Genomic DNA, 12,528 nt, shown 5'->3' on the forward strand with positions numbered 1-12,528 from the left:
AGTCCGCCATGCTGAATATTACGAACCTGTACGCCGATTACGGCGGGAAACCCGCGCTGGAGGACATCAACCTGACGCTGGACAGCGGTGAACTGCTGGTGGTGCTGGGCCCGTCCGGGTGCGGAAAAACCACGCTGCTGAATCTGATCGCCGGGTTTGTCCCTTATCAGCATGGCACCATTCAACTGGAAGGCAAAAAGGTGGAAGGCCCGGGCGCCGAGCGCGGCGTGGTCTTCCAGAACGAAGGGTTGCTGCCCTGGCGCAACGTGCAGGAAAACGTGGCGTTTGGGCTACAGCTTGCGGGCATCAACCGCGAACAGCGGCTGGAAACGGCGCGGGCGATGCTGAAAAAAGTGGGGCTGGAAGGGGCGGAAAAACGCTTTATCTGGCAGCTTTCCGGCGGCCAGCGGCAGCGCGTCGGTATTGCCCGCGCGCTGGCAGCGAATCCGCAGCTGTTGCTGCTGGACGAGCCGTTCGGGGCGCTGGATGCCTTCACCCGCGAGCAGATGCAAACCCTGCTGCTGCGCCTGTGGCACGAGACGGGCAAGCAGGTGCTGTTGATTACCCACGATATCGAAGAGGCGGTGTTTATGGCGACGGAGCTGGTGCTGCTCTCGCCGGGGCCGGGCCGCGTGCTGGAGCGCTTGCCGCTGGATTTCGCCCGCCGCTACGTCGCGGGAGAGCCCGTGCGCAGCATCAAATCCGATCCGCTGTTTATCGAACAGCGTGAATACGTTTTAAGCCGCGTGTTTGAACAACGGGAGGCTTTCTCATGAGCATCGTCTTCAGTGAAAAAACGCGCCGCACGCGTCTGGCGCTGCGCTGGCCTTTCTCGCGCCAAATCACGTTGAGCGTCGGTACGCTGCTGGTGCTTCTGGCGGTGTGGTGGGCGGTTGCTGCCCAGCAGTGGGTCAGCCCGCTGTTTCTGCCGCCGCCGGGCCAGGTGCTGGCCAAACTCATTACCATCGCCGGGCCGCAGGGCTTTATGGATGCCACGCTCTGGCAGCATCTTGGAGCCAGTCTGGCGCGTATTCTGGTGGCGCTGCTGGCTGCCGTCATCATCGGCATTCCCGTGGGCATTGCGATGGGGCTGAGCCCGACGGTGCGCGGTATCCTCGATCCGCTGATTGAGCTTTACCGTCCGGTGCCGCCGCTGGCCTATCTGCCGCTGATGGTGATCTGGTTTGGCATCGGTGAAACGTCAAAAATCCTGCTGATTTATCTGGCCATTTTCGCTCCGGTTGCCATGTCGGCGCTGGCTGGCGTGAAGAGCGCCCAGCAGGTGCGGATCCGTGCGGCGCAGTCGCTGGGGGCCAGCCGCACGCAGGTGCTGCTGTTCGTGATTTTACCGGGCGCGCTGCCGGAGATTTTAACCGGGCTGCGCATCGGCCTTGGCGTGGGCTGGTCCACGCTGGTGGCGGCAGAGCTGATTGCGGCCACGCGCGGCCTTGGGTTTATGGTGCAGTCGGCGGGAGAGTTCCTGGCGACTGACGTGGTGCTGGCAGGGATCGCGGTGATCGCCGCGATCGCCTTCGGATTAGAACTGGGGCTGCGCGCGTTACAGCGTCGCCTTACGCCCTGGCATGGAGAAATACAATGAGTGAACGTCTGACCATTACCCCGCTGGGGCCGTACATTGGCGCGCAGGTGTCGGGCCTGGATGTGACCCGTCCGCTGAGCGATAACCAGTTCGAGCAGCTGTACCACGCGGTGTTGCGCCATCAGGTCGTTTTCCTGCGCGAACAGGCGATCACCCCGCAGCAGCAGCGCGCGCTGGCCCTGCGCTTTGGCGATCTGCATATCCACCCTGTCTATCCGCATGCGGAGGGGGTGGAGGAGATTATCGTTCTGGATACCCACAACGATAACCCGCCGGACAACGACAACTGGCATACCGACGTGACCTTTATCGAGACGCCGCCCGCCGGGGCCATTCTGGCGGCGAAGCTGCTGCCGGAAACCGGGGGGGATACGCTGTGGACCAGCGGGATTGCGGCGTATGAGGCGCTCTCCGCGCCGTTCCGGACGCTGCTGAGCGGGCTGCGGGCGGAGCACGACTTCAAAAAATCATTCCAGGAGTACAAGTACCGCAAAACGGAAGAGGAGCATCAGCGCTGGCAGGAGGCGGTTGCGAAACATCCTCCGTTGCTGCACCCGGTGGTGCGGACCCATCCGGTCACCGGCAAGCAGGCGCTGTTCGTGAACGAAGGGTTCACGACGCGCATTGTGGACGTGTCCGAGAAAGAGAGCGAGGCGCTGTTAAGCTTCCTGTTCGCGCATATCACCAGGCCGGAGTTTCAGGTGCGCTGGCGCTGGCAGGAGAACGACCTGGCGATCTGGGATAACCGCGTGACGCAGCACTATGCCAATGCGGACTATCTTCCGCAGCGCCGGATTATGCAGCGGGCGACGATCCTGGGGGATAAGCCGTTCTACCGTGCGCCTTGATCCCCTCACCCTAACCCTCTCCCCAAAGGGGCGAGGGGACTGCCCGGTGCGGTTTTCACCCTCTCCCTGTTAGGGAGAGGGCTGGGGTGAGGGTATTAAATGCGCCTCTATATACCGCTGATACCGGTTCGCCTTCAGGTAACACAAATCCACCAGCACCAGTCCGTCGACGCAGTCGTTAAATGCCGGGTCGCTGCCAAAATCAATAAACTGCACGCCGCCGGGTTCACACAGCTCGGAATATTGTTTGTAGAGCGGCGGAATGCCGCAGCCCAGATTGCCGAGCAGGGATTTGAGCTTTGTCAGATCGTCCACGTAATCCACGCCGCCAAACTGCGCGAGCACGTCCGGCAGCGATGCGGGATACGGCTGACGTGACGCGGCGAGCGGATGCGTTGCCGGGAACCACAGGCGGTAAAAGGCCACCAGCAGATCCCGCGCGGCAGGCGGTAAGCCGCCGGAAATGGAGACCGGGCCAAACAGGTAGCGGTAGTTCGGATAACGCGCCAGGTAGGCCCCAATGCCGGACCATAAATAGTCCAGGCCACGGCGTCCCCAGTAGCGCGGCTGAATAAAGCTGCGTCCCAGCTCAATGCCGTGCTCCAGCACGTCCTGCATTTTGTCGTCGTAGTGGAACAGGCTATAGCTATACAACCCTTCCAGACCGCGACGTTCAACCTGTCTGGCGGTCGGCATAAAGCGATACGCGCCGACGATCTCCAGATCCTCATCATCCCACAGGATCAGGTGCAGATAATCATCATCGTAGCAGTCGGTGTCACGGCGTTTGCCGCTCCCTTCCTCGACCGCGCGAAAGGCAATCTCGCGCAGGCGGCCCAGCTCGCGCAGCAGCGGGGCGTCTTCCTGACCGTTGCGCTGCCAAAGATAGATGGTTTTACCGTCGCTGGTATTGCCCAGACATTCGGCCTGCGCCAGCGCGCGTTTCAGGGTGGCCCGGTCTTCCGGACGGGCAATGGCGCACTGGGTTTTAAAGACGCCAGGCAATCCCTTGCCAAGACGCATCACGTGCTGACGGCACTGTTCGGCCATCTCACGCGACGAAAGGGTGGCGCTGTGCCAGTGATGCCAGGCAATCTGCTGGCCGATTTTAATCGGCAGCTGGCTGTGGCGGCGGCGGAACATCTGCTGCATCAGCAACAGCATCGACAGCGTCGGGGAGACCAGCGTGCTGGCATAGAAGAGCAGGCTGTTATGCGCCTGAATATGCACCGGCAGCAGCGGGGCGCGCAGCTTGCTGGCGAGTTTGATAAAGCCAGAGTGCCATTTTTTATCGCGAATGCCCTTGCGCGTGGGGCGGGAAACTTCTCCGGCCGGGAAGAAGATCAGCACGCCTGCGTTTTGCAGATGCTGTTCCATCTGCACCAGGGACGATTTCGCCGTCCTGCCGCCCATATTGTCCACCGGAATAAACAGCGAGCTGAGGGGCTCAAGGTGGGTCAGCATCCGGTTGGTCACGACTTTAACGTCGCGTCGCACGCGGGAGACGGCGTACATCAGCGCCAGGCCGTCCAGCGTACCCGTCGGGTGGTTGGCAATAATGACCAGCGGGCCATGTTCGGGGATTTGTTCAAGATCGCGGGCGGAAACGGTGCAGAGAATATCAAGGTGTTCCAGAACTTGCTCCACCATATCCAGTCCTTTCAGGTGGCGGTGTGCTGCGGCAAATTGCTGAAATTCGTCTTCGTAAAACAGTCTTTTTAACAGACTTTTTTGCCAGGGTGCAGGCCTCGCCTGAGGCCAAAGATCGTCGAGAACGCTATCGAGGCTAAACATGGTTACTCCTCCTGCCGTCTTGCGAAGACAGTAGAAGGAGCAGATGTCGGTTGTATTGCAGTTTGGTGAAGATTAGAGCAGGCCGGGTAAGGTGAAGCCGCTACCCGGCGCTAGAGCGGATTAACGCAGGATTTTCTTCTCGGCCAGATCCAGCGCGAAGTAGCTGAAGATCAGATCCGCGCCTGCGCGTTTGATGGCGCCGAGGCTTTCGAGGACCACTTTCTCTTCGTCAATCGCACCGGCCAGCGCGGCGAATTTGATCATCGCGTACTCGCCGCTGACCTGGTAAGCGCCCAATGGCAGCTCGGTGCGCTCGCGGATGTCGCGCAGGATATCGAGATACGCGCCCGCTGGTTTCACCATCAGGCAGTCTGCGCCCTGGGCTTCGTCGAGCAGGGATTCGCGAATCGCTTCCCGACGGTTCAGCGGGTTCATCTGATAGGTTTTACGATCGCCCTTCAGCGCCGTACCGGCCGCTTCGCGGAACGGGCCGTAGAATGAGGAGGCAAATTTGGTGGAGTAAGACATGATTGCGGTGTCGGTAAAGCCCGCCGCGTCCAGCGCCTGACGGATCGCCTGAACCTGTCCGTCCATTGCGGCAGAGGGCGCGATGAAGTCCGCACCCGCAGCGGCAGCCACGACCGCCTGTTTGCCGAGGTTCAGCAGGGTGGCATCGTTATCGACACCGTGATCGCACAGCACGCCGCAGTGGCCGTGAGAGGTATATTCGCAGAAGCAGGTGTCTGACATTACCACCATTTCCGGCACGGTCTCTTTGCAGATGCGCGACATGCGGGCAACGAGGCCATCTTCTTTCCACGCGTCGCTGCCGGTGGCATCGGTATGGTGAGAGATGCCGAAGGTCATCACCGAGCGGATCCCCGCGTTGGCGATGCGTTCAATCTCACGCGCCAGATATTTCTCCGGAATGCGCATTACGCCCGGCATGGCTTCGATGGCTTTGTAGTCATCGATCTCTTCTTCGACAAAAATCGGCAACACCAGATCGTTTAAGGTCAGGGTTGTCTCTTCAAACATAGCGCGCAGTGCAGGTGACTTGCGCAGGCGGCGGGGACGTGCAATTAAATCGGTCATGGTATGCCTGATGTTTGTGGAACAAAGAAGGCTAGTGTACCTCAAAGTGAAGACAGGTGTTTTGGTAAAAGTGGGCATTTTATTTTTGTAAAATGTGATGGGTCTGGCTTTCTGGCATCAATATATAATGCAGGGCAGTATAACGCCGAAATGGAGATGAGTTATTCATATTGTTTTTATATTAAATAGAAAACATCATTGAAAATGATTCATTATATATTTTTATATGTGTCTTATTGTTGTGTCTGTATTTTAATGCTTTGTTTTTATAATATTTATCTGTAGTGACAGATGCTTTCTCGGTTTTGATGTGTTATTAGTCTGGATACGGACTTAATGGAAACATTCATTGAACCTTTTCGAAATGAAAATGCATAATTCCCTCCGCAATTAAACATTGCAAAATCATTGATGGACAAACTTGCTTACGTCCCTGAGGAGGGATGACCCAATGCAAACATGGAAAAAGAAACTCGTTGTATCTCAACTTGCATTAGCCTGCACCCTGGCTATCGCTTCTCAGGCAAATGCGAAGGATATTTCCGGTACGACATATAATACATTCGGATACGATAATACCGCTTCCACCCCCTGGTATTATGGCTATGCCGACTGGGATTACTCAGGCGCTACCCATGACGGTGATATTTATCCGGTGATTAATAAAAGCACCGTGAATGGTGTTATTTCAACATACTATCTGGATGATGGCATCAATGGGCGGGCGAATGCGTTAAGCATTTCCAACAGTACCATTAATGGCATGATTACCTCTAAGTGTATGACCCCCTCGTGTGCTGACGGCCTGGATACCGATGGCACCAACCATTCTCAATACGATCGTTTTAGCCTGACCGTAGATAATTCCACCATTAACGATACCTATGAGCATTATGCGTATGATGTCGTGAATGGGGAAAATACGGAAAGACACTATCTGGACACGTATAATCTGGGTAATGCGATTACCCTGGATGTAGAGTCCGATATTGTTATCCAGAATAATTCCCACATTGCCGGTATTACCCTGACGCAGGGTTATCAGGAGTCGGATAACACTCCTTACGACGGTGTTGAAGGCGTAGCCAACAGCAGCAAAGTATTTACCGACACGCTGGTGGTGAAAGACTCCGTTCTGACCTCAGGCGCGTACAGCGATCTGGGAACCAGCGGGTTCTACGGTCAAACCGCGAAACCGAGCGACTACGGTGAAACGAATGCCACGCCAGCAGATGATGCGGCGCTGATCGTTGCCGCTAGCGCGTCTGATAACGCGATGCAGACCACTGCCACGTTCGATCATTCCACCGTTACTGGCGATATTCTGTTCTCCAGCACCTTCGACAACAACTTCTATCCGAACGGCGATCCGGCAACGGATACGACTGCAGACGGTGTCTATAACCCAACCACCAACGGCTGGGATGGCACCGATAAGCTGGATGTCACCCTGATCAACGGCAGCAAATGGGTCGGTGCAGCACAGTCCAGCGTCGAGGCTATTGGCCCAGCGCAGATGTATGGCCTGGGCTACAGCAACGTAGACTGGAGTAGCTTATCCCCTAACAGCATTTGGCCGGATTCCATTTATGACAGCAACGGACACGTAGCGGGTGAAGCGGTGTATCAGAGCGGGCTGTTTAACATCGCGCTGGATAACGGCTCTGAGTGGGATACCCGCAAGCTTTCTAATATCGACACGCTGACGGTAAACAACCAGTCTCAGGTTAACGTTGAAGACTCTGATCTGCTGGCGGACTCCATCACCCTGACCAATGCTTCATCAATGAATATTGGAGACAGCGGTGCTGTGGCGACCGACCATCTGTATCTGGACAGCTATAGCCGTGCGGCACTGACGGAAGAAACGGCCCAACTGTATGCCAACACCATCACCGTGGATAACGGTGCTGAGCTGGCGCTGGGGCTGGGTCAGGTTGATACGCACAATATGGAACTGACCGATGGCGGGGTGCTGAACGTTGCCAGCCGTGATTACGTCCTGAACAGCGATCTGAACAACGCACGCTATATCACTAACGATAAGTACAATGCCGATTACGACTACGGTGTTGTGGCAATTAACTCTGATGGCCATCTGTCAGTAAACGGTGACGTTGCAGGTAACTACCAGGTGCGCATCGACGATGCGACCGGTGCCGGTTCCGTTGCCGATTACAAAAACAAAGAGATTATTCGCGTCTATGACAATAACGCGGATACCACAGCCAGCTTTACTGCCGCAAACAAAGCCGATTTAGGTGCTTACACCTATCAGGCGCAGCAGCAGGGTGACGCCGTTGTCCTTCAGCAGAAAGAGCTGACCGACTCTGCCAATATGGCGCTGAGCATCCCATCTGCCAATACCAATATCTGGAATCTGCAGCAGGATACCGTCGGCACGCGTCTGACCAACAGCCGTCACGGCCTGGCGGATAACGGCGGGGCGTGGGTGAGCTACTTCGGTGGCAACTTCGACGGTGACAATGGCGTTATCAGCTACGATCAGGACGTGAGCGGCATTATGGTGGGTCTGGACACCCAGATTGACGGTAATAACGCGAAGTGGATCGTCGGTGGTGCGGCAGGTTTCGCGAAGGGTGATATCAGCGATCGTACCGGTCAGGTCGATCAGGATAGCCAGACAGCGATGATCTATGCGTCAGCGAAGTTCATGAACGATCTGTTCCTCGACAGCTCCCTGAGCTACACCCGCTTCAACAGCGATCTCTCTGCCAACATGAGCAACGGTAAGTATGTTGACGGCAATACCACGAATGATGCTGTTGGTTTTGGGCTGAAGCTGGGCTATGACTGGAAACCAAACCTCTCTGGCTACGTTACGCCATATGCAGCCGTATCTGGCCTGTTCCAGTCTGGCGATGATTATCGTCTGAGCAATGACATGCGCGTAGATGGACAATCATACGATAGCCTGCGTTATGAACTCGGTGTTGATACGGGTTACACCTTCAACTACGGCGGCGAACAGGCTCTGACGCCTTACTTCAAACTGGCCTACGTCTATGACGATGCCGATAACAATGCCGATATTAACGGTGACAGCATTGATAACGGCGTGAAAGGCTCCGCTGTGCGGGTAGGGCTGGGCACCCAGTTTAGCTTCACGAAGAACTTCAGTGCGTACACCGATGCCACTTATCTGGGCGGCGGCGACGTTGATCAGAACTGGGGCGCAAATCTGGGCGTGAAATATACCTGGTAATGAATAAAAGCGGGGGAGTGGTTATCTCCCCCGCTTTTTATAGAAGCAATAAAAATAATATTGGACCGACAAATACGGATGACTTGAGGTCTGCATGAACGTTAATGCGAAACCGCTTTCTGAATTACGCCGGCTCGAACAGTATTTAACAGCGGCCAGTACCCCTTTTACATGTGCGCCCCAGCAATTAATTACGTCAGGCGAATGGAATGAGCCTTGTACGATCGTATTACAAACCGGCGTTATTGAGGTTTATCGAACTTCTGATGAATTGCTGGTGGGGATTGCGACTGCCCCTTTTATATTCGGGCTGTCTACGGTGGTGATTAATCACTCTCACGAATACAGGGTTATTGCTAAAACGGCCTGTACCGGTTTTTATTTGCCCACGGAAACCACCCGTCAACTCATCCAGCAGTATTCACTCTGGAAAGAGGCCTTCTGCTGGTTATCCTGGATAACTTACATTCTCGAGAAACGCGATAAGCAGCTGGTGGGAAATAACTCCTATCACCAGATCCGCTCGATGCTGCTGAATATGGCGGAATGGGATGAAACGCTGCGTTCAAAAATCGGTGTGATGAATCATATTCAACAGAGCACACGAATTTCACGCTCCGTTGTTGCCGAGGTGCTTGCCGCCCTGAGGCAGGGAAACTATATCAACATGAGCCGGGGCAAGCTGGTCAGCATCAACCGCTTGCCCACGGAATATTAAAATTAGTTAGACGCGGTGAGAACCTGGGCTTTATTGGCGCTCAGTTCAGCCACTAAGTTATTAATCCCGTCACTCATATTGACGAAACGCGTATGCGGGGAGCGGGTGACCACCACAAATGCGCCCACGTTTGACTGCGGGATCATGGCCATATAGGTGATGAATCCGCCGCCGCCGCCGGTTTTCTGAATAATACCCGGACGGCCATTTTTCGGAGCCATATAGACCCAGCCCATACCGAGCGCGTCGGCTTTACCCGGCACGTCCATCCCGATGACGCGTTGCAGCTGAGTGCGCTGATAAATCAGGGTCTGCATGCGATCGGCCTGGCTGCTGCGTGCGTAGAAATCTGAGGAAAGGAACTGTTGCATCCAGCGCATCATGTCGCCAGGTGTGGAATAGACCCCGCCGCTGCCCACGGCCGCGAGCGTATTATTACAGGGGCTAGCACCTTTCTCAGCCACCATCAGGCGACGACACTGATCCGGAGACGGGGTAAAGGTGGTGTCTTTCATACCCAGCGGACGGGTTATCTGCTCTTCAAAAAGCTGCGTGTAGGGTTTGCCAGCCGCCGTTGAAAGGGCGTCCGCCAGCAGGTCAAAGGCCAGGTTTGAATAAGAGGCCTGCGAACCCGGCGCCGCCTTCAGCGTGGCGGTACTCAGGTAGCTCCAGCGCTGGTCGCGCGTTGGCCAGACAAATACGTCACGGTGCGCCGCCCCGCCTGGCTGCTCACGCGGCAGGGCGCTGGTGTGGGTGGCAAGGTTCACAAGCCGAATCGGCGTACCCTGATAGGTTGGAACCCGGGCGCCTGGAGGCGCGTATTTGCTGAGCGGGTCGTCGAGTTTTACCACGCCCTGATCGAGCAATTTCACCAGCATTTCGCTGGTCATCAGCTTGGTTAAGGACGCGATGCGGATAACGGAATCCAGCTGCGGGTGAACGTTATTTCCTGGGCGCGTCTCGCCAAAGCTGCGGAATACACGCTGGTTACCGTCGATGACGACCATCGCCATCCCGGTCGCACCGCTGCCGTAATAGATAAGGTTCGCGTAGCGGTCGGCAATATCTGAAGCTAAAACGGGCGCCGTCAGCGGTTGGGCTGCCTGGGCGGTAGAAAAGCTCACCGCACACAGCGCGGCAAAAGAGAGCAGACAACGTTTCAACGAAAAGCATCCATGAAGTGAATGAAGAAAGTAATGGGTATTTATACTACTAATCGGTACCGCGCAATGCCCCGAATTGCATAACGATAGCGAGAAAAACGTAACCATGGGTAAATATGAACAATTTACTTACGAGCCATCTCCCATTTTGTGACATCGGGCTTATGATAGGCACCAGTGTCACTCAATCTTACGGAGAACGGTATGTCTGAGAAGCGTGTGGTTATGGTTGTCGATATGCAGAACGGGGTATTTGAAACCCCTCGTCATCAGCGCGAAAAATGTGTCTCTCTGATCAACCAGCTTACGCAGGCAGCCGACAAGGTCATTTTTATTCAGCATACCGAGGCAGGGGGCCTGGAAGAGGGAAGTGAAGGGTTTGCGCTACTGCCTGAACTCCATCAGCCAGCTGACGCGCTATATGTGACCAAAACCGCCTGTGATGCCTTCTATAACACCGTGCTTGAGGCGCTGCTGCGTGAGCAGGGCATTCGCGAGTTTGTCATCTGCGGCTGCGCCACCGATTACTGCGTCGATGCGACGATCAAGAACGGCGTCAGCCGGGGTTATCACATCACCGTGGCGGAAGATGCCCATACTACCGCCAATCGCCCGGCGGCAGATGCGCAGATCCTGATTAACCACCACAACGACGTCTGGCGTAACTTCATCGCGCCGGCGAATCCTCTCGCGGTGAAACGCACCGAAACAATTCTCGAAAACTGGAAAGCGAACTAATAATCAACCCTCGGGTCTGACCTTTTTGCCTGAGTCGGGAGGCTGGCCTGGGCAGGTTTTTCGTGTGGTAACGTGTTGTGCACAGCAACAGCCATAACAACAAGAAGGAAGCATTATGTTTAAGTCTTTTTTCCCAAAGCCGGGGCCTTTTTTCCTGTCGGCATTTATTTGGGCACTCATCGCTGTCATTTTCTGGCAGGCGGGCGGCGGCGCATGGCTGACGCGCATCACGGGAGCAACGGGCGAGGTGCCGATTAGCGCGGCGCGCTTCTGGTCGCTCAGCTATCTACTGTTTTACGCCTACTACACGGTGTGCGTAGGGCTGTTTGCCCTGTTCTGGTTTATGTATTCTCCGCACCGCTGGCAGTACTGGTCTATCCTCGGCACATCGCTAATTATCTTTGTCACCTGGTTCCTCGTGGAGGTGGGCGTGGCGGTTAACGCCTGGTATGCGCCGTTCTACGATCTGATCCAGACCGCGCTGAGCTCGCCGCATAAGGTGGCCATCAACCAGTTCTATCATGAAGTCGGCGTCTTCCTCGGTATCGCCCTTATTGCGGTGATTATCGGCGTGATGAACAACTTCTTCGTCAGCCACTACGTTTTCCGCTGGCGTACCGCGATGAACGAACATTATATGGCGCACTGGCAGCACCTGCGCCATATCGAAGGTGCCGCACAGCGTGTGCAGGAAGACACCATGCGTTTTGCCTCCACCCTTGAAGACATGGGCGTCAGCTTTATCAACGCCATCATGACGCTAATCGCCTTCCTGCCGGTGCTGGTGACGCTCTCGGCGCACGTGCCGGATCTGCCGATTGTCGGCCATATTCCTTATGGTCTGGTGATTGCCGCGATCGTCTGGTCGCTGATGGGCACGGGCCTGCTGGCGGTGGTGGGGATCAAACTGCCGGGCCTGGAGTTTAAAAATCAACGCGTGGAAGCCGCTTACCGTAAAGAACTGGTTTACGGCGAAGATGACGCCAACCGCGCCTCGCCGCCAACCGTCCGCGAGCTGTTTGGCGCCGTGCGTCGTAACTACTTCCGACTCTACTTCCACTATATGTATTTCAACATTGCCCGTATTTTATATCTGCAGGTAGATAACGTTTTCGGTTTGTTCCTGCTGTTCCCGTCGATTGTTGCGGGTACGATTACGCTCGGTCTGATGACGCAGATCACCAACGTTTTCGGTCAGGTTCGCGGGTCGTTCCAGTACCTGATCAGCTCCTGGACCACCCTGGTAGAACTGATGTCCATCTACAAACGTCTGCGCAGTTTTGAACGTGAGCTGGACGATCGTGACCTGCAGGAAGTCACCAACACATTTAGCTAATACAGGAAGT

General features: G+C 55.7%; 10 protein-coding genes. 7 read left to right on the forward strand and 3 right to left on the reverse strand.

What is annotated here, in order from left to right; all coding sequences use genetic code 11:
• Positions 1-8 precede the first annotated feature (8 nt).
• The 3 genes from tauB to tauD are packed head-to-tail and all read left to right on the forward strand — an operon-like array spanning position 9 to position 2,448.
• Complete coding sequence (tauB, locus tag UR289_RS00300; RefSeq protein WP_023334655.1) at positions 9-776, forward strand: taurine ABC transporter ATP-binding subunit; 768 nt, start codon at positions 9-11, stop codon at positions 774-776.
• Positions 773-1,600, forward strand: a complete 828-nt coding sequence (gene tauC, locus UR289_RS00305) for a taurine ABC transporter permease TauC (RefSeq protein WP_010427972.1) — start codon at positions 773-775, stop codon at positions 1,598-1,600. Before tauB ends, tauC begins: the two co-directional genes overlap by 4 nt.
• Entirely contained in the window at positions 1,597-2,448 is an 852-nt protein-coding gene (gene tauD / locus UR289_RS00310) for a taurine dioxygenase (protein WP_045887905.1), read from the forward strand. Before tauC ends, tauD begins: the two co-directional genes overlap by 4 nt.
• A 69-nt stretch (positions 2,449-2,517) precedes the next feature.
• On the opposite strand, the gene UR289_RS00315 is transcribed toward tauD, so the two are convergent.
• Together UR289_RS00315 and hemB are read right to left on the reverse strand one after the other, a co-directional pair.
• Positions 2,518-4,242 carry a lysophospholipid acyltransferase family protein gene (locus tag UR289_RS00315; protein ID WP_033144733.1) on the reverse strand — a complete coding sequence of 575 codons (1,725 nt, stop codon included), beginning with the start codon at positions 4,240-4,242 and terminating at the stop codon, positions 2,518-2,520.
• A gap of 120 nt (positions 4,243-4,362) precedes the next feature.
• Positions 4,363-5,337 carry a porphobilinogen synthase gene (gene hemB, locus UR289_RS00320; RefSeq protein WP_028017695.1) on the reverse strand — a complete coding sequence of 325 codons (975 nt, stop codon included), beginning with the start codon at positions 5,335-5,337 and terminating at the stop codon, positions 4,363-4,365.
• Between the two features lie 451 nt (positions 5,338-5,788).
• Here hemB and UR289_RS00325 point away from each other — a divergent pair, with 451 nt between their 5' ends.
• Both UR289_RS00325 and UR289_RS00330 read left to right on the forward strand, forming a co-directional pair.
• On the forward strand, positions 5,789-8,563 hold the full coding sequence (locus UR289_RS00325; protein WP_320708958.1) for an autotransporter outer membrane beta-barrel domain-containing protein: 2,775 nt from the start codon (positions 5,789-5,791) through the stop codon (positions 8,561-8,563).
• A gap of 94 nt (positions 8,564-8,657) precedes the next feature.
• Positions 8,658-9,281: a helix-turn-helix domain-containing protein gene (locus tag UR289_RS00330; RefSeq protein ID WP_033144736.1), complete on the forward strand. Its 624-nt coding sequence runs from the start codon at positions 8,658-8,660 to the stop codon at positions 9,279-9,281.
• Positions 9,282-9,283: 2 nt separating this feature from the next.
• On the opposite strand, the gene ampH is transcribed toward UR289_RS00330, so the two are convergent.
• Positions 9,284-10,444 carry a D-alanyl-D-alanine-carboxypeptidase/endopeptidase AmpH gene (ampH, locus tag UR289_RS00335; protein ID WP_023310524.1) on the reverse strand — a complete coding sequence of 387 codons (1,161 nt, stop codon included), beginning with the start codon at positions 10,442-10,444 and terminating at the stop codon, positions 9,284-9,286.
• 204 nt (positions 10,445-10,648) lie between these two features.
• On the opposite strand from ampH, the gene UR289_RS00340 reads away from it, so the two are divergent.
• A complete protein-coding gene (locus UR289_RS00340) occupies positions 10,649-11,182 on the forward strand; it encodes an isochorismatase family protein (protein ID WP_039263886.1) in 534 nt (177 codons plus the stop codon).
• A 115-nt stretch (positions 11,183-11,297) separates the two neighbouring features.
• Entirely contained in the window at positions 11,298-12,518 is a 1,221-nt protein-coding gene (gene sbmA / locus UR289_RS00345) for a peptide antibiotic transporter SbmA (protein ID WP_320708959.1), read from the forward strand.
• Positions 12,519-12,528: the final 10 nt, after the last annotated feature.

The organism is Enterobacter sp. 302C9, assembly GCF_034106085.1.
GTDB lineage: Bacteria > Pseudomonadota > Gammaproteobacteria > Enterobacterales > Enterobacteriaceae > Enterobacter > Enterobacter asburiae_B.